The 17,940-nt window shown below is 33.4% G+C and carries 18 protein-coding genes and 1 tRNA gene; 5 read left to right on the forward strand and 14 right to left on the reverse strand.

Annotated features, from left to right (window positions below; translation table 11 throughout):
• The first annotated feature begins 9 nt into the window (after positions 1 to 9).
• The 4 genes from Q0783_RS01015 (at position 10) to Q0783_RS01030 (ending at position 3,103) form a co-directional block, all read left to right on the forward strand.
• On the forward strand, positions 10 to 171 hold the full coding sequence (locus Q0783_RS01015; protein ID WP_230934012.1) for a hypothetical protein: 162 nt from the start codon (positions 10 to 12) through the stop codon (positions 169 to 171).
• 14 nt (positions 172 to 185) lie between these two features.
• The gene (locus Q0783_RS01020) at positions 186 to 1,319 is read left to right on the forward strand and encodes a hypothetical protein (RefSeq protein ID WP_298892575.1); all 1,134 of its coding nucleotides are present in this window, start codon (positions 186 to 188) and stop codon (positions 1,317 to 1,319) included.
• A 51-nt stretch (positions 1,320 to 1,370) separates the two neighbouring features.
• Positions 1,371 to 2,432, forward strand: a complete 1,062-nt coding sequence (locus Q0783_RS01025; RefSeq protein WP_298892577.1) for a nucleotidyltransferase family protein — start codon at positions 1,371 to 1,373, stop codon at positions 2,430 to 2,432.
• A gap of 89 nt (positions 2,433 to 2,521) precedes the next feature.
• Positions 2,522 to 3,103, forward strand: a complete 582-nt coding sequence (locus Q0783_RS01030) for a hypothetical protein (protein WP_298892578.1) — start codon at positions 2,522 to 2,524, stop codon at positions 3,101 to 3,103.
• On the opposite strand, the gene Q0783_RS01035 is transcribed toward Q0783_RS01030, so the two are convergent.
• The 4 genes from Q0783_RS01035 to Q0783_RS01050 all read right to left on the reverse strand — a co-directional run bounded on the left by Q0783_RS01035 (position 3,104) and on the right by Q0783_RS01050 (position 5,694).
• Entirely contained in the window at positions 3,104 to 3,964 is an 861-nt protein-coding gene (locus Q0783_RS01035) for a zinc-dependent peptidase (RefSeq protein ID WP_298892579.1), read from the reverse strand.
• A gap of 100 nt (positions 3,965 to 4,064) precedes the next feature.
• Entirely contained in the window at positions 4,065 to 4,364 is a 300-nt protein-coding gene (locus tag Q0783_RS01040; protein ID WP_298892580.1) for a hypothetical protein, read from the reverse strand.
• Positions 4,365 to 4,467: 103 nt separating this feature from the next.
• Positions 4,468 to 5,436: a sodium-dependent bicarbonate transport family permease gene (locus tag Q0783_RS01045; RefSeq protein ID WP_298892581.1), complete on the reverse strand. Its 969-nt coding sequence runs from the start codon at positions 5,434 to 5,436 to the stop codon at positions 4,468 to 4,470.
• Positions 5,437 to 5,457: 21 nt separating this feature from the next.
• Positions 5,458 to 5,694, reverse strand: a complete 237-nt coding sequence (locus Q0783_RS01050; protein ID WP_298892582.1) for a hypothetical protein — start codon at positions 5,692 to 5,694, stop codon at positions 5,458 to 5,460.
• An 86-nt stretch (positions 5,695 to 5,780) separates the two neighbouring features.
• On the opposite strand from Q0783_RS01050, the gene Q0783_RS01055 reads away from it, so the two are divergent.
• Positions 5,781 to 6,704, forward strand: coding sequence for a LysR family transcriptional regulator (locus Q0783_RS01055; protein ID WP_298892583.1), 924 nt, complete (start codon positions 5,781 to 5,783; stop codon positions 6,702 to 6,704).
• A gap of 242 nt (positions 6,705 to 6,946) precedes the next feature.
• On the opposite strand, the gene Q0783_RS01060 is transcribed toward Q0783_RS01055, so the two are convergent.
• The 10 genes from Q0783_RS01060 to mraY all read right to left on the reverse strand — a co-directional run bounded on the left by Q0783_RS01060 (position 6,947) and on the right by mraY (position 17,939).
• A tRNA-Arg gene (locus Q0783_RS01060) sits at positions 6,947 to 7,020 on the reverse strand.
• Positions 7,021 to 7,052: 32 nt separating this feature from the next.
• Positions 7,053 to 7,502: a GatB/YqeY domain-containing protein gene (locus Q0783_RS01065; RefSeq protein ID WP_230934022.1), complete on the reverse strand. Its 450-nt coding sequence runs from the start codon at positions 7,500 to 7,502 to the stop codon at positions 7,053 to 7,055.
• A 147-nt stretch (positions 7,503 to 7,649) separates the two neighbouring features.
• A complete protein-coding gene (ftsZ, locus tag Q0783_RS01070; RefSeq protein ID WP_298892584.1) occupies positions 7,650 to 9,587 on the reverse strand; it encodes a cell division protein FtsZ in 1,938 nt (645 codons plus the stop codon).
• 80 nt (positions 9,588 to 9,667) lie between these two features.
• Positions 9,668 to 11,002, reverse strand: a complete 1,335-nt coding sequence (ftsA, locus tag Q0783_RS01075) for a cell division protein FtsA (protein WP_298892585.1) — start codon at positions 11,000 to 11,002, stop codon at positions 9,668 to 9,670.
• A gap of 3 nt (positions 11,003 to 11,005) precedes the next feature.
• A complete protein-coding gene (locus tag Q0783_RS01080; RefSeq protein ID WP_298892586.1) occupies positions 11,006 to 11,725 on the reverse strand; it encodes a cell division protein FtsQ/DivIB in 720 nt (239 codons plus the stop codon).
• Entirely contained in the window at positions 11,715 to 13,067 is a 1,353-nt protein-coding gene (murC, locus tag Q0783_RS01085; RefSeq protein WP_298892587.1) for a UDP-N-acetylmuramate--L-alanine ligase, read from the reverse strand. The genes Q0783_RS01080 and murC overlap by 11 nt, the downstream gene beginning before the upstream one ends.
• A complete protein-coding gene (gene murG, locus Q0783_RS01090) occupies positions 13,068 to 14,162 on the reverse strand; it encodes an undecaprenyldiphospho-muramoylpentapeptide beta-N-acetylglucosaminyltransferase (protein WP_298892589.1) in 1,095 nt (364 codons plus the stop codon). It lies immediately after the preceding gene.
• Complete coding sequence (locus Q0783_RS01095; RefSeq protein ID WP_298892591.1) at positions 14,162 to 15,355, reverse strand: FtsW/RodA/SpoVE family cell cycle protein; 1,194 nt, start codon at positions 15,353 to 15,355, stop codon at positions 14,162 to 14,164. Before Q0783_RS01095 ends, murG begins: the two co-directional genes overlap by 1 nt.
• A gap of 10 nt (positions 15,356 to 15,365) precedes the next feature.
• Entirely contained in the window at positions 15,366 to 16,697 is a 1,332-nt protein-coding gene (gene murD / locus Q0783_RS01100; protein ID WP_298892593.1) for a UDP-N-acetylmuramoyl-L-alanine--D-glutamate ligase, read from the reverse strand.
• Positions 16,698 to 17,939, reverse strand: coding sequence for a phospho-N-acetylmuramoyl-pentapeptide-transferase (mraY, locus tag Q0783_RS01105; protein ID WP_298754843.1), 1,242 nt, complete (start codon positions 17,937 to 17,939; stop codon positions 16,698 to 16,700).
• Position 17,940 lies beyond the last annotated feature (1 nt).

Raw genomic sequence — 17,940 nt, forward strand, 5'->3', positions numbered from 1 at the left:
TATGATATAATGAAAAGAAATAGTCCTCAAAATCAAATCACTCGTAAGGAAGCCCTACAAAGAATGGGCAAGTACGCTGCGCTTACAGCAATAGGTACGTTTCTTATATTAAACCCAAAGAAAGCACAAGCATCTTCTCCACCAGATCCAGGAGGAAATCCTTTTGATTAATTTCTATTTTTATTTTGAAAGCGGATTTATCTCCGAAGTACGTACATAAGATTAATGAAACCATACTATTGTGGTTTCACAACTCTAATAAATATGTTGTCGTCTCAGAAACTTCATACACACTAATTGACTTGTATTTAAGGGTTGACAACAAAACCTCCTTTATAGATACCTTAGAGCAATCATTACAAATTGAACCAACTAAATGCGAAGAGATTTATAACGATATATCTAACTTTTTAAAAGATGCAAATATAACTCCTGAAATAGATTCATTTATTCATAAATTTCCTGAAGTACCTCAAGAAAGTATCAACAAAACCTACAGGATTAATAATAAAACTATTAGCGTAAACTTTGAATCCCATGTTATTGAGAGTTTGATCCATCCTCAATTATCACAATATAAAACGCAACAATTATCAAAACCAGATATTACATTTGATATTTTTAAAACAAATGATGACTTACATCTATTTAAAAACGCCAAACATATAGGTAGTTATAAAACTAAAGCTTTTCATTTTCTCCAAGGAAAGTTTGCATTAGAGCTCACTAATGAAATCCACAATCTGAATATAGAACAATGGATTGCTACATTTCATGCTTCAACTATTACAAATGGCAAAGAATCTATTATGATTGTAGGCGATTCGGGTAATGGCAAAAGCACACTATCAGCTTTATTGATGGCAAACGGATTAGATTTATTAGCCGATGACTTCACGCCTCTATATAAGGATATGAACTGCTATAGATATCCTGCAGCTATTTCAATTAAAAAAGGAGCTTTCGGCGTTTTAGAGACTCAATTTAAAAACTTTCAAGACCTAAAAATCCATACCTCTGGCCCAAAGAAAGTTAACTTAAAATATTTACCATCGCCTTTAGATTATAAAAATTCGAAACATAATTTTCCGTGTCAAACTATTGTATATGTCAAATATGACAAAGCTATTAAGTCATCGTTAAAAGAAATCTCTATCGATAAAATATTAGAAACCTTAATTCCAGATTCATGGATTTCACCAAATGAAATTCATGCACGTCATTTTTTAGATTGGCTTAATCATCTCAAATGCTATCAATTAAATTATAGCGATAATGACTTTGCAATCTCAAGTTTTAAATCACTATTTGATTCTTAAACGCTTTTTTAGGAATTTCTTTGTTTATTTTTGAATGTTTAAATACAACATTTGTCCAAAACAAATTATACATATAAAGACACCTTACAGCTAATAGCTGACATTTTGAGTTTTGAATATCCTAATGAAAATTTAAAACTATCACTAACAAGCGCTACAATAAATTGGGAACAATTTGTAACAGTAGCTAGTGACCATCTAGTTTTACCGACTATTTATTGTAGGTTAAAACAAAAGAAATTCTTAGAATGTATTCCCAGAGATTTAGAGGCATATCTTGAGGATATCACTACTATTAATAAAAATCGTAACCTAGGTTTAATTGAACAATCAAGAATTATCTCTGACATTTTCAACGCTAACAATATTACATATACTTTCACTAAAGGAATTGCTTTTTTGATTGCTGATTTTTACCAAGATAATGCCGAACGTATGGTTGGAGATATTGATATTTTGGTAGACGATAATCATATATCAAAAGCATTTGACCTACTACTCGATCATGGATACGCAAAAATACCATCAAGTATTAAATCGACTTTTTTCGATCATAAGCACTTAGATAGGCTTATTATTGACAGTGGCTTAGGCGCTGTGGAGTTGCATAAATATTTACTTAACAAACCTCACCATAATATATTGTCAAACCAAACACTTTTAAATAAAACATGGCATCATAAGGAGTTCCCAATTTTGCATACCGAAGATCTTTTTAGTCATAATATTTTAAATTTTCAAATTAATGATAGAGGTCACTATTATTCAAAATTGAGTATGCGTTCAACTTATGACAGCCTTGTGTTGATGAGATTATTTCCAGAATTAATAGCATCTAACAATAACAAATACTTCACGTCATACTTTTCACTAAACTCGATATTCTTTGAAGAATTTAAGGGTATTGAGTTAAGTCAATCTAGCATTAATAAGTTCACATCACGTTTAAAATCGCCTAGTCTTGATTCATTTCACAGAAAACGACTGACACTATCTATATTATTAAGACAAATCCCTTCAAGACTAAGTACTTTTGTAATAAATAAAAAGTATAGAAAAGCCCTTTTCAATGACAGAAAACGCATATTAAAAGAATTAAAATCAAAATTTTAAAGCCTTAATTTAAAATACAATAACTTTGAGGTTTATTTGCAATATTATAGTTCAAAGTATATCTTTGAATTAACCCATACAATTGAAACATGAAAAAGATCATCCTATTCTTAATATTAGTATCGCTATTTAGTTATGATAGTCAGTCACAAGTAAGCAAAAGAGATCTAAGAAATATTGAAGCTTGGACTGTTAGTGTTGGAGTGAATGCAGTTGGTAGCTTAGGAACAAGAAACCCTTTTGAAAAATTAGGTGATTTTGAATTTAACCGTCCGTTAGCACTTTCAGTGCAACATAGGTGGTCAAGATATTTATCTGTAGAGCAAGACTTTACTATGAATAGGTTTAAGATTACATCTAGAATTGACAATGGCTCACTTCCAGAAGAATTCAATTACTTTTCTACTAATACCTATGTTAAATATTTTTTTTCAGATGAATTATTTCCCGAAGCCTTATGGCTAGACCTTTTCGTAGGTGGTGGTTTAGGTATTTTTTCTATAGATGAACTTAATACTTCAGCCAACTTAGTACTTGGTGGAGCCTATTGGTTCAACAGTAATATTGGTGTAAGACTACAAGGTGTTGGTAAATTTGCCTTTAACGCTAAGGACAATCGTTTTGATAATAATCACTTTCAATATATGCTACAAGTTATGTTTAGACTATAATTAGTATTGAGCAAAATTAAAATTTAACATTTCTCTAGTTTTATTATATATTCTAGGGAATTGTCTTTTAAATTCCTCAGGTGTTTCTATAAATGTCTCAACAATGACTGCCACAAATTCAAACTGATTTGTAAATGCATAATCTCTAAAATACTTAGAAGCAATCAATTGTTTTCTTAATTTTTCTTCGGCTGAAAGCATATCTGTAAGCTCAGAAAAAGCCACTTTAAATATCAAAGAACTAACATCATTGTTTTTCAAACTGTTTAGATGTATCGCATGTGTAAACTCATGAATACCCAAATTAATATTATCATTTTCGTCATCATAACCATATAAAAAGTCTTCCCAAGAAATCACAAGAGCTTTTAATTTCGGGTTAAGCTCTCCCTTGTGATAAGCCTCATTTGAATTTGAATAAAAAGTCCCAGGGTAGATAATAATTTTATCAATTAAATCTATTTGATAATCTCTAAAACCAAAGGTAAGCATGGTAGATGTAGCTGCCACCAAAACCTTCATTTCGGTAGTCACAACTAAGTCTTCTCGACCAAGAAAATACTTTGAATTGATAAATGTTGCAACACGATGTTCAAATCGTACTTTTTCAGTATCATCTAATTTTTGATAAAAACTAAACTGACGCCTTAATATACTTTGTTTTTCTTTATCCAATCTCTTCTTAAAAAGATAAAAATGCACAAAAAAAGGACGCTTATACTTACTAGCATATCGCTGTTCAAAAAACATATAAAAACGCGAGAAAACAACAGCAAACATGCCAACAAAAAAAATAACAATAAGGACAATACGGGTTGTAGGCGAAATCGCTAATATGTAATTAAAAAGGGCTAATATCATTAGCTAAATATACTGAAAAAATAAAACCCAAGCATTTGAGTGATACTTGGGTTTTAACAAATTTAAATCAATAACTAATATAATGACTTCACTAATTGTCTTAATCCTCTATTTCAATATGTATAGTGCTTTTCATTTTTAATTTCTTACCTTCAAGTCTAGCTTGAGAAAAGAATTGTTTAGCTATATCCTGCTCATTCATAAGTTCTTCTATTCTCCCACTATCAAATTGGCAAGCGTCGGCTTCATTTCCTTCTTTTATTGATAAACGGTGTAGTTTATGAAAGTTGATTTTCACATTCAATACAGCATTAATAATATGTGATGCTTCTGATGCTGAGTAGCATCCACTTATCAAATCAATTTTTTGTGTTTTTTTTACTTTTTCTAAAGTTTCCATAATTATGGGTGTTTTTTTATTGGTACAAATTTGAAATTTATTTTTTATATATTTTTATTTATATATTTTTATTTATATATTTAATGTTGATCATAAACGTTTGTTATGTTAAATTAATAATGCAGAGATATAGAGGCATTCCTAGCGTAATATTAAATGGAAATGTAATAGCAAGCGCCATTGGAATATACAAACTTGGATTAGCTTTTGGGGCAGCAATCTTCATAGCAGCCGGCACAGCAATGTATGAAGCACTAGCAGCTAGAATTGCAAATAACAATCTGTTACCTTCACTGGTAGTTAACATGCCACTCATAGCCGCAACAATCACCCCATTAATGACCGGAATAATGATTGAAAACAAAACAGCAAACAATCCCTTCTTCATCAAATCTGACAATTTTCGGCCACTAACAATCCCCATATCCAACAGAAATACAGCTAAGAAACCTTTGAAGATATCTGTTGTAAATGGTTTGATTCCCTCGGCTTGAGCTTCACTCGCCATCAACCCTATAACAAGACTACCAATAATGAGCAAAACACTCCCATTAGTTAAAGCATGATGTAAAACTTTTTTCATTGGCATGTCCTGTTTTTCCTTATTTTTCTTTTTGAAATAGGTCATTAACAGCAAACCAACCATTATAGATGGTGCTTCCATTAATGCCATTACAGCTACCATATGACCGCTAAAAGGAATTCCTTCCATTTCAAGGAAAGAAATTGTGGTTACAAAGGTAACAGCACTCACTGACCCATAGGCTGCCGCAATGGCTCCAGCATTCTCAACACTGAATTTCTTACGCAAAATAAAATACGTATATAGAGGAACTAATAAGGCGAGAAAAATCCCAAATAAAAGTGCCCATAAAATCTCCATACTAAACTCACTATGCGCTAACTCCTGCCCGCCTTTAAAACCAATCGACAGCAGCAAATAAAATGATATGAACTTTGATGAATTTTCTGGTATCTTAAGATCACTTTTCAACTGAACTGTAATTACACCAAGAAAAAAAAACAATAAGGCAGGGTTCGTGAGATTATCTATAAGTAAATGTAGATCCATTATAATTTATATTAAATCTAACTATTGCTTTTGAGATAGTACATGAACAAAGTATAGCATTGCCATAATAGCTCCAGATACTAATAATTCAGATAGAAATAAGTTATTACACTCTAAAGATGCTCTTATAGTTACGGCATAGATAGCAGCCATAACCAGGGGCTTAATAAATTTTAAAAGTTTTTTAGCTACTAACACTAAACTTCCAGTAACCTTTATTTCTTTTTTTCTTTGCTTGTTTAAAATTAAATCACTCATAAGACAGACGTTTTTTTTTGCAAAGATTATATAGAAAATCTATATATTTTTATTTATATTTATTATGTAAAACATAAACGTTAGTTATGCATTATACATTACACCAATTAGAAATATTTCATAAAGTGGCGCAATTAAAGAGTGTCACGAAAGCTTCTGAAGAACTCTACCTAACTCAACCAGCAGTGTCTATCCAGCTAAAAAAGTTTCAAGATCAATTTGAAATTCCTCTCTTTGAAGTTGTTGGAAGAAAAATCTACATCACCGATTTTGGTGATGAGATTGCACTTGCTGCTGAAAACATTTTAAACGAAGTGAATGCAATAAACTACAAGGCATTATCATTTCAAGGTGAGCTCTCGGGAAAATTAAAAATCGCTATTGTTTCTACTGCAAAATATGCAATGCCCTATTTTTTAACAGACTTCATGAATCAACATAAAGGAGTAGACCTTAGCATGGATGTAACCAATAAATCTGAAGTCGTAAAATCACTTGAAAATAATTTGGTCGATTTTGCTATGGTATCAACCATTCCAAAATACTTAAAAATAGATCGTATACAACTCATGGAAAATAAGCTCTATCTTGTTGGTGGTAAACAGTTTAAATATTCTGAAAAACAGCTAACTAAATCAATGTTTGAAAAACTCCCTCTTATTTACAGAGAGCAGGGTTCGGCCACTAGAAATCAAATGGAATATTTTATTGCTTCTCATAAAATATCAACGTATAAGAAAATGGAGTTAAAATCTAATGAAGCTCTAAAACAGGCTGTTATCGCTGGTTTGGGCTTTTCAATTATGCCACTTATAGGTATTAAAAATGAATTGAATAATGGCGATTTACAAGTCATTCCAATCAAAGGACTTCCTATGATCACCGATTGGAATTTGATCTGGCTTAAATCGAAAAACTTATCTGCAATAGCTAGACACTTCGTAGATCATATTAATGATAGTAAATCTCAAATCATGAAAAATCACTTTGATTGGTTTGAGAAATATTAAGATGAACATAGCAAAACAACTAAACAGCTATTACAGAAGACTCTATTTTGAATTCCTCTAAACTCCGTTTTGAACATCAAGGATTGACTCGCTACGCTCGCCCTTCCTCTAAACTCCGTTTTGAACATCAAGGATTGACTCGCTACGCTCGCCCTTCCTCTAAACTCCGTTTTGAAAACAAAAAAACTCTGCTTTTAAATTCAAGCAAGCTTGATTTAACGCAGAGTTTTTTTGTTTATTCGTGACCTCGAGAGGATTCGAACCTCCAACCCTCAGAGCCGAAATCTGATATTCTATCCAGTTGAACTACGAGGCCTTAACTCCCTAAGGAGGAATCTTATTCTTTATTTAAGACATTAGTTTAGCCTTTACAATGGTAGAAATAGTCTTCCCATCTGCTTGTCCAGCTAATTCTTTATTGACAATTCCCATAACCTTACCCATATCCTTCATACCTTCGGCACCAATTTGATCGATCGTCATTACCACAACCTTCTCGATTTCTTCTTCACTTAATGCTTCAGGCAAAAACTGGCTTATCACTTCTGCTTGGTCAATTTCAGGTAAAGCCAAATCTTTTCGGTCTTGTTCTAAATAAATTGCAGCACTATCCTTACGTTGTTTTACTAACTTAGATAAGATTTTTATCTCTTGTTCTTCAGTTAAATCTCCGCCTTCTCCTGAAGTTTGAGCTAATAATATTTCAGATTTTACAGCTCTTAATGCTGCTAATGCTGTTTGATCTTTTTCTTTCATTGCTGCTTTCATAGCAGTCATAACATCATTTTGTAAACTCATAATACGTGATTTAATTTGAACTGCGAAGATATGAAAAAAGTTAGTGCTTTTTAGGAATACAGATGGACATTACACAATAAAAAACCCGAAAAATTATCTCAACTTTTCGGGTTTAACAAAGTGTGGAACACTAAACTAAATTTGCTATTAATCTACGTTATCGTGTAAAAATGAATTGTTACTTCTTAATTGAACGTCGTCGTTCTCGTCAGTAGAAACTGATGTTCTTGAAGCGTTGGTTTCTGATGAATGCTGAGCATCCTCTAAATTCACACCTTGTCTTTTGTATGCAGGTTCTTTTTCAATTTCATCTATTTTAGCCGTATTGAACTTGTAATTGAAATCCTTCATCTTGCGACGTCTTTCATCTGCTCTCTCTTTCAGTAGTTCTGAAATAGGACTATTCATTGGATCAATTTCGTCAGGCACTTGCTCTTCAATTACTTCAGATTCAATAACCTTCTTTTCAAATACAATCTCTTCTTCTATCTCTGGTTGAACTTTAACTTTTGCTTCATTATCGTTCATTGCAGACTCATAGGTCATAAAATCATCCAAAGCATAACGCTTTTCCCCTTCTTCGTTAGCTTCTGTTACAGGCACGATTTCAACATGCTCTTTAACTTCCAAATCTTTAACCTCATCTTCTAAAGCAAAAATGGTTTTCTCTTCTTCGACTTCATCTTCCGATGTTCCAAAAGATAACGGGAGATCAAATGTTAATGTAATTTGCTCTTCCTCAACTTCTTCTTCAATAACATCTTCTTTTACGTCTTGAACAGGAGTGATAACAAAGTCATCGTCTTCGACTTCGACTTTATGATCAAGAACTTCATCATAAACCACATTAATATTTTTAATAATATCAGTTGTAGGTATAAGGTCGGTATCAAAATCATCAATAGCTTCATTAACATCGTCCTCATCATCCATTAAGGTATGAATAACAACTTCTGGAGCTGCATTTTCTTCTTTCTCCAAAATGATATCTGGAGTTATAATTGCAGGATCACTTTCTTTTACATGTACGTCATCGTTTCTATCGTCTTCTAAAGCATGAACAACTTTCTTTTGTTCTGTATTAGAGATCTCATGTTGTTGATCAATATCAAAACCAGTAGCAATAATGGTCACAGAAATTGACTCTTGTAATGATTCATCTTCACCAACACCCATAATAATGTTTGCGCCATGCCCAGCTTCATTTTGAATATGATCATTGATTTCACCTATCTCATCAATAGTAATTTCTTGTGAACCAGAAACGATAAGCAACAATACGTTTTTAGCTCCTGTAATTTTATTATCATTAAGTAATGGCGAATCAAGTGCTTTCATGATAGCTTCTTGAGCTCTAGCTTTTCCTGAAGCTGTTGAAGATCCCATAATGGCTGTTCCGCTATTACTCAATACGGTTTTAGCATCACGTAAATCAATGTTTTGCGTATAGTGATGAGTTATTACTTCTGCAATACCTCTAGAGGCTGTTGATAATACTTCATCTGCCTTTGAAAAACCAGCTTTAAAGCCTAAATTACCATAAACCTCTCTTAATTTATTGTTATTGATAACTACCAATGAATCGACATGACCACGAAGGGTTTCGACACCTTTAAGCGCCTGTTCATTTCTAGTTTTCCCTTCAAACTGAAAAGGCATCGTCACAATACCTACAGTTAAAATATCTAATTCTTTAGCAAGTTTAGCAATAATTGGTGCAGCACCTGTACCAGTACCTCCACCCATTCCTGCCGTAATAAATACCATTTTAGTATTGGTATCTAACATACGACGCAGGTCTTCTAAACTCTCAACTGCAGCCTGCTCTCCCACTTCTGGATTTGCACCTGCACCTAAACCTTCGGTTAAATTAACTCCTAATTGGATTTTGTTCGGGACACCACTGTTTTGCAGTGCTTGGGCATCAGTATTACATATCACGAAATCAACACCCTTAATCCCTTGTAAAAACATGTGATTAATTGCGTTGCTTCCTCCTCCACCAACTCCAATCACCTTAATGACGTTTGATTGGTTCTTTGGTAAATCAAATGCAATATTGCCTAACTCTTTGTTGTTGCTCATAAAATTACTTTTACTCTATTTATACTTTACTTCCCCAAATATCTTCAACAGTCCTACCCAATTGAAGATGTATGATCTATTTATTCTGCGTTATCTAAAAAATCTTTAACGCGCTCTGTTAACTTATCTAAAAACGATTTACGTTCTTTTTTTGGTTGTTGAATAATGTCCTCTTCGTGAGTCATGTTATCTTCTGAATGCTCTTCTGCCACATGCTCCATTTGCTCCACTTCTTTTTCAACACGTCTGCGTTCTTGGCGTTTTAAACCATCCATTACAAGCCCTACGGCTGTAGCAAAAAGTGGACTAGCTATATCATCATCACTATCGCCAGCCAAATGTTCATTTGGATATCCTATCCTCGTATCCATTCCAGTGATATACTCCACCAATTGCTTTAAATGTTTTAACTGGCTACCTCCTCCAGTTAGCACAATTCCAGCAATCAATTTTTTCTTTTGCTCTTCATGGCCATAATTCTTAATCTCTACATATACTTGCTCAATAATTTCTACAACTCGAGCATGAATAATCTTTGAAAGATTTTTCAATGTAATCTCTTTAGGTTCACGACCACGTAATCCTGGAATAGAGACAATCTCATTATCTTTATTTTCTCCAGGCCATGCCGAACCAAATTTTATTTTCAATAATTCGGCTTGCTTCTCTATAATTGAGCAACCTTCCTTAATATCTTCGGTCACTACATTGCCTCCAAATGGAATAACAGCAGTATGACGAATAATACCATCTTTAAAAACAGCTAAATCTGTTGTTCCACCTCCAATGTCAATTAGTGCTACACCAGCTTCTTTTTCTTCTTGACTCAATACAGCATTTGCCGATGCTAGAGGTTCTAAGGTGATGCCTTCCAACTCTAAGCCAGAACTTTTGACACAACGTCCAATATTTCTAATAGATGACACTTGACCAACTACAACATGAAAATTAGCCTCTAATCGTCCACCATACATCCCTATAGGCTCTTTAATTTCAGCTTGGCCGTCAATTTTATATTCTTGAGGTAACACATGAATAATCTCTTCACCAGGAAGCATGACTAACTTATGCACTTGATTGATTAAGCGGTCGATGTCTTCTTCGTCAATAACCACTTCAGAATTTGCTCTAGTGATATAGTCGCTATGCTGTAGGCTTCTAATATGCTGACCTGCAATACCAACTGTAACATCTTCAATTTTTAATCCAGCCTCAGCTTCAGCTTCTTGAACTGCCTGCTGTATGGATTGAATTGTTTGCGTTATATTATTAACTACACCTCTATGTACTCCCAAACTTTTGGATTTACCTATCCCTAAAATTTCGGCTTTGCCATATTCGTTCTTACGACCAATCATTGCCACAATTTTTGTGGTTCCGATATCGAGTCCTACTGAAATTTTATTATTCTCCATCACTTACTTTTTGGTGCAAATTACTTGCTTATCAAACTTTAAATTCACTAGTTTATAATTGTCTAGTGTTTCATCTTTCATTGCTTTCACATAAAAAGCTTTAAGATTATTTATCTTTTTATCTAATAACTTCAGGTGTCCTAAATGGATTCTAAAATCATGAGATCTAAATTTTAAATCAATGGTCTTATCTTGATTTTGATGTATTTGAACAACGTGCTTTATTAAAAATTCATCGTTTTGAATTTTCCGAGCTATAACATGCACATTTTCCAAGTCATTTTTCTCAATATAACCAGTAACTAAAGGCACTCGTGCAGTATAATTTGTTGATAAAGGCATAAAAGAACCCGTCTCATCAATGTAATAAGATGCATTTGTGCTTACTCTTGCAATAGGTTTTTTTTGTTCAATTTCAGCCGTGATTAAACCATCAACACTCATAAACACTTGTGCTTGCTTAATCATTGGATTAGAGTTTAGGGCAGATTCTAATTCGTTCAAATCTATAATATCTTTCGGCTTATTCGTAACAGTCTCCTGATTTTGTATTAACAATTTACTAACAGTTTCCTGCGTCACAAAAAGGTTATCATCTCCAACAAACTTTATTTGAGGTGCTGCTACTTTTCTTGCTGAATTCCTAACAGAAGAAAAGGCATACAAAAAGCCTACTAAAATTAGCAGTAACACAACTCTTATGTAGCTATAATTAACTCGCAAGATTCAAAGCGTTTTTTATATGTTTTACTTCCTCTCCTATATCTCCAGCTCCAATGGTTAAAATTACAGGAGCATTAGATTGAATTATCGTCTGAATTAATTCTGATTTTTGAACTAATTTCTTATTCTTGTTTTCAATTTTGTCAAGTAACCATTGAGATGTCACGCCTTTAATTGGTAACTCTCTAGCTGGATAAATATCCAACAATACGATTTCATCAAAATTAGCTAAGCTCTCTGCAAATTCATCTGCAAAATCTTGTGTTCTACTAAACAAATGTGGTTGAAAAATAGCTAGGACTTTTTTACCTGGATACATTTCCCTAACTGCTTGATGCACAGCATTAATCTCTTCGGGGTGATGAGCATAATCATCAATAAACACTAATTCATCAGTTTTAATTTGATAGGTAAATCGGCGCTTTACACCTTTGTAAGATGCTAAAGCTTTGGCGAGCTGAGGATGAGGGAGTCCATATTCTACAGACATCGCCAAGGCTATTAATGCATTCGACAGGTTATGTCTACCAGGTAGGCTAAATTTGAAATTTTCGAGTAGCGCATTAGGTGTTTTTACATCAAACACATAGCTACCATTTACTATTTTTATATTTTTTACTGAATAATCTGAATTGTCTTCAATACCATAAGTAATGCCCTGTATTGGAAGTCCACTTTTAACAAATAGCTTGCCATTGGGTTTTATTTTTTTTGAAAAATCCTCAAACGATTTTACGAGCTCTGAAGCATCTCCATAAACATCCAAATGATCAGCATCCATAGAAGTGATGCATGCAAAATCTGGTGATAAGGTTAAAAATGAACGGTCGAATTCATCGGCTTCAACTACAGTTACTTCTGTACCATTTAAAATAAGATTAGAGTTATAGTTCTCACTAATACCTCCTAAAAATGCTGTAACTTCAACATCACAGGTATTAAGCAAATGACCGAGAATACTTGTTGTAGTTGTTTTTCCATGAGTACCAGCAACAGCCAAACAAAATGTTTGCTTTGTAATTTCACCTAATACGGCCGAGCGCTTCAATACTTCAAATCCGTTCGATCTAAAATAGGTTAGCTCTTTATGCGCTTTAGGAATTGCAGGGGTATATACAATAAGTGAAGTTTCAGGATTAAGGAATTCGCTTTTGATTTGCTTAACATCATCTTCAAAATGAATAGAAACACCCAAATTTACTAAGGCATCTGTAATATCAGTTTTTGTTTTATCGTAACCACCAACTGTTAATCCTTTAGCCACAAAATAGCGTGCCAAGGCAGACATACCTATGCCTCCTATTCCAATAAAATACACATTATTTGTACGCTCTAAATTCATTTATCGCTTTAATAATTTTTCAATTTCGTCTACAATATCCTTGGTTGCATTTATCAATGCCAATGATTTTATATGTTGCCCTAATGCTTGTCTTTTTTCCGATGAAGACATTAACATATTAAAGTGATCTTCAAACGTATCATCTAAATCACTTTCTTTAATTAAAATTGCTGCATTTTTATCGGCTATTGCTTTAGCATTTTTTGTTTGATGGTCTTCAGCAACATTAGGTGATGGTATAAATATCACTGGCTTTCCAACAACACAAAGCTCAGACACAGAACTCGCTCCTGCCCGAGATATAATAATATCTGCAGCAGCATATGCCATATCCATATTATTCAAAAATGCATGCACTTGAACGTTTTCTAAATCATTGTAATGTTTATACTGCTGATAATATAATTTTCCACATTGCCATATCAATTGTATTCCCTGTTCTTTAAAATATTCCAGCTTATCCTCTATCAATTGGTTCACACGCCTTGCACCTAAACTCCCACCTAAAACCAACAGCGTATGTTTGCTGTGTATAAGTGAAAAAGCATCTTTTCCTTCAATATGTTTATTCTCCACATTTAGCAAATCCTTTCGAATAGGGTTCCCAGTAAGGACTATTTTTTCTTTAGGAAAGAATGTCTCCAGACCTTCATAGGCCACACAGATTTTATCTACTTTTTTAGACAGTAATTTATTAGTAATTCCAGGATAGGAATTTTGCTCCTGAATTAAGCTAGATATGCCTTTAGATGTGGCTGTTTTTAACAATGGTCCACTTGCAAATCCGCCAGTTCCAATCGCTATATCTGGCTTAAATGCGTTAATAATTTTTCGTGATTTCAATAAGCTTGATATCAATTTAAATGGAAACATTAGGTTTCTTAAAGTAAGCTTACGCTGAATTCCAGAAATCCATAGTCCTTCAATATCATAACCCGCTTGTGGTACTTTTTCCATCTCCATGCGATCTTGAGCACCAACAAATAAAAATTCAGCATCAGGAAAACGAGATTTCAACTCATTTGCAATGGCAATGGCAGGATAGATATGTCCTCCTGTTCCACCTCCGGATAATATAATCTTATAATGACTCATTAAATAGTTTCGCTTAAAATTTCTAGTGGGTTATCATTATTTATCTCTTGTTCTTTAATTTGTTCTCGTTTGGCGCTAACACTTAATATGATACCTATTGCTAAGCAGGTCATCCATATTGAAGTACCACCACTACTAATTAAAGGCAAAGTTTGCCCTGTTACTGGGAATAATTCGACCGCTACGGCCATATTTATTAATGCCTGAAAAATAATGGGTAGACCAACACCTAAAACTAAAAGTTTACCGAAAATGGTATCTGATTTTTGTGATACAATCACAATTCTGAATAACAACCACGAATATAAAATCAACAAAAACAATCCACCTAACAAACCATATTCTTCAACAATAATGGCGAAAATAAAATCTGACGACGACTGTGGCAATACATTTTTTTGCCTGCTCTTTCCTGGTCCTAAACCTCTAATCCCACCAGAAGCTATAGCTATTTTAGCATTTTCGATTTGATAATCCCCTTCGGTGTCTTCATTGTTTGAGTAATTAAGTATTCTATTTTCCCATGTAGTAACTTTCACATTTAATGATCCTGTTGTTAACTTTGCCATTGTGACGAAAAGAGCTAATGCAACGACGCCAGAAATTAAAATTATTCCTAAATACCTTATAGGATAACCTCCAATGAAAGCCAACATCATGACCATTAAGAATATAATGGCAGTCGTTGAAAAGTTAGCAGGTAATATTAAAATTAAAACCAAGAATACAGGTGCCCATAATGGAATAATGGTTTCGATGAACGACACTTTTCTATCATGAATTTTTGACAAATACCTTGCTACATAGACCATCAATACTACAGCTGCCAATGTAGAGGTTTGAAAAGACATACCTACAAACGGTATTTGAATCCAACGACTTGCATTTGCACCTCCTATAGTAGTTCCTTGAAGCATTGTTATAACTAACAATACCAACACTATTGGAATCATTACCATAGACAACCCTCTGAAATAGCGATACGGAATTTTATGCACGCCGTACATAATTGCAAAACCTAAAAACAAATGCATAAAGTGTTTTACAAAATAGGTGAAGGTATTACCTGTACCTCCAGTGTAAGCTAAATTACTTGCAGCACTATATACAGGAAGAAATGAGAAAATTGCCAACAGCGCAGCAATTGCCCAGATTAATCGATCTCCTTTTATATTTTTAAATAGTGTCTGCACTGTTTACTAATTATAAGTTTCTTACTGCCTCCTTAAACTGACGTCCTCTATCTTCGTAATTTTCAAACAAATCAAAACTTGCACAGGCAGGAGACAACAATACATTATCACCTGCTTCAGCAATCTTATATGCTATTTTCACAGCCTCACTCATAAACTGAGTCTCAACGATGATATCTACCATACCACCAAAGTTTTTCATCAACTTTTCATTGTCGACTCCTAAACATATTACAGCTTTAACCTTTTCGTTTACAAATTGAAATAATTCTTGATAATCGTTACCTTTATCAGTACCACCAACAATCCAAATTGTAGGCGCATCCATACTTTCTAATGCAAAATATGTAGCATTTACATTGGTCGCTTTCGAATCGTTAATATACTGCACCTTGTTAATTTTGAGTACATGCTCAAGACGATGTTCTACACCCTGAAAATTCTCTAAACTTTCTCGAATGGTTTGTTTTCTAATTTTAAGCAAATGCGCTACTGTTGAAGCAGCCATTGCATTTTTAATATTGTGTTTTCCCTCTAATGCTAAATTCGCTGTTGGCATAATTATTTGATTGTTATCTATTGTTATTTTAATATTGTTGTTGTCTAAATACGCACCATTTTCAATGTTTTTTGTTAATGAAAATGGTAATAATGTGGATTGAACTGGATGATCTTTTAACCAATTTAGAATTACTGTATCATCACCATCATAAATGAGATAATCATCTTTGGTTTGATTTTTTGCAATTCTAAATTTTGAAGCGATATAATTTTCAAATTGATACTCATACCTATCTAAATGATCTGGAGTAATATTAGTTATAACCGCAATTTTTGGTTTAAATTCAATAATATCATCTAATTGAAAACTGCTCACCTCCAGCACATAGTTTTGATAATCATGCTCTAAAATTTGCTTTGCAAAACTATCTCCTATATTACCTGCTAAACCAACATTTAATTCTTGATTTAGCACATGATATGTCAAAGTAGCTGTTGTTGTCTTACCATTACTTCCTGTTATCCCAACTAATGTTGCATTGGTATATAGGGATGCAAATTCTATTTCAGAAACCACAGTAATTCCTTTAGTCCTAATCTCTTTTATTAAGGGAACTTTATCAGGAATCCCTGGACTTTTCATGATGATATCTGCATTCAGAATTTTATCTTCAGAATGCACTCCATCTTCAAATTCAATCTCATTATGTATAAGAACTTGTTTGTACTTTTCTTTTATTTCTCCTTTATCAGAAACAAATACTTCGAATTCTTTGTTCTTTGCTAAAAGTGCTGTCCCAACACCACTTTCTCCTCCACCAAGAATTACTAATCGTTTCATCTATCTAATTTTCAATGTCACTATCGTTATGATAGCTAACAGTATACCTACAATCCAGAATCTAGTTACGATTTTACTTTCGTGATAGCCAGATTTTTGATAATGATGATGCAAAGGAGACATCTTAAAAATGCGTCGACCTTCACCAAATTTCTTTTTTGTGTATTTGAAATAACTCACCTGCAACATGACCGATAAATTTTCAGCTAAAAAGATGCCGCAAAGCACTGGAATTAGCCATTCCTTTCTCACTGCAATAGCAATAACAGCTATAATTCCACCAATGGTCAAACTTCCTGTATCACCCATAAACACTTGAGCCGGATAAGTGTTATACCATAAAAACCCAATAAGCGCTCCAACAAAAGCAGCGATGTAAATTGTAATTTCTTCAACTCTTGGGATATACATAATGTCTAGATACTCAGAAAAAATAATGTTACCTGAAACCCATGAAAAGAGACCAAGTGTCAATACTATAATTGCCGAACTACCTGCAGCCAAGCCATCAATACCATCTGTTAAATTAGCGCCATTTGAGACTGCTGTTATTATAAATATGGCTGCTAAAATGAAAATAACCCAAGCATACTTACCTAAGCCTGGACTAATCCAAGTAATCAAATTTGCATAATCGAACTCATTACCTTTAACAAAAGGAATTGTTGTTTTTGTAGATTTTTCTTCTTCTTCAAATAACTTAGCAGGAGAGATATTTGGATCTTCAGCCAAAAGCACTCTTTGCTGCTCTATAGGCAACTTTTCCTTGATTGTAACATCCTCATGGAAGTACATTGTTGTTCCAACGATAATTCCAAGACCCACTTGTCCAAGCACTTTAAAGCGCCCTTTTAATCCTTCTTTATTATTTTTAAATTTTTTGATGTAATCATCAATAAATCCAATAGCTCCCATCCATATTGTGGTTACAATAAGAAGGATGATATATATATTTTCGAGCTTAGCTAATAGCAATACAGGAATAAGGGTTGCAAGAATAATGATAATACCTCCCATCGTTGGAGTTCCTGCTTTTTCAACTTGACCTTCAAGACCTAAATCTCTTATTGTTTCCCCTACTTGTTTTTTTTGTAAGAAACGAATGATCCGTTTTCCAAAGATGGTAGAGATTAATAGAGATAGTATAATAGCAACAGCAGCTCTAAACGTAATAAAACCAAAGAGAGAGGCTCCAGGAAACTGAAACTGTTGTTCTAAATATTCGAATAGGTAATACAACATA

The sequence above is a fragment of the uncultured Psychroserpens sp. genome (assembly GCF_947500255.1).
GTDB lineage: Bacteria > Bacteroidota > Bacteroidia > Flavobacteriales > Flavobacteriaceae > Psychroserpens.

Bases quoted from the DNA above. Each gene is read 5' to 3' on its own strand.
- Q0783_RS01015 (WP_230934012.1), top strand. From the start codon at position 10: ATGAAAAGAAATAGTCCTCAAAATCAAATCACTCGTAAGGAAGCCCTA.
- Q0783_RS01030 (WP_298892578.1), top strand. From the start codon at position 2,522: ATGAAAAAGATCATCCTATTCTTAATATTAGTATCGCTATTTAGTTAT.
- Q0783_RS01035 (WP_298892579.1), bottom strand. From the start codon at position 3,964: ATGATATTAGCCCTTTTTAATTACATATTAGCGATTTCGCCTACAACC.
- Q0783_RS01040 (WP_298892580.1), bottom strand. From the start codon at position 4,364: ATGGAAACTTTAGAAAAAGTAAAAAAAACACAAAAAATTGATTTGATA.
- Q0783_RS01045 (WP_298892581.1), bottom strand. From the start codon at position 5,436: ATGGATCTACATTTACTTATAGATAATCTCACGAACCCTGCCTTATTG.
- Q0783_RS01050 (WP_298892582.1), bottom strand. From the start codon at position 5,694: ATGAGTGATTTAATTTTAAACAAGCAAAGAAAAAAAGAAATAAAGGTT.
- Q0783_RS01055 (WP_298892583.1), top strand. From the start codon at position 5,781: ATGCATTATACATTACACCAATTAGAAATATTTCATAAAGTGGCGCAA.
- Q0783_RS01065 (WP_230934022.1), bottom strand. From the start codon at position 7,502: ATGAGTTTACAAAATGATGTTATGACTGCTATGAAAGCAGCAATGAAA.
- ftsZ (WP_298892584.1), bottom strand. From the start codon at position 9,587: ATGAGCAACAACAAAGAGTTAGGCAATATTGCATTTGATTTACCAAAG.
- ftsA (WP_298892585.1), bottom strand. From the start codon at position 11,002: ATGGAGAATAATAAAATTTCAGTAGGACTCGATATCGGAACCACAAAA.
- murC (WP_298892587.1), bottom strand. From the start codon at position 13,067: ATGAATTTAGAGCGTACAAATAATGTGTATTTTATTGGAATAGGAGGC.
- murG (WP_298892589.1), bottom strand. From the start codon at position 14,162: ATGAGTCATTATAAGATTATATTATCCGGAGGTGGAACAGGAGGACAT.
- murD (WP_298892593.1), bottom strand. From the start codon at position 16,697: ATGAAACGATTAGTAATTCTTGGTGGAGGAGAAAGTGGTGTTGGGACA.
- mraY (WP_298754843.1), bottom strand. From the start codon at position 17,939: ATGTTGTATTACCTATTCGAATATTTAGAACAACAGTTTCAGTTTCCT.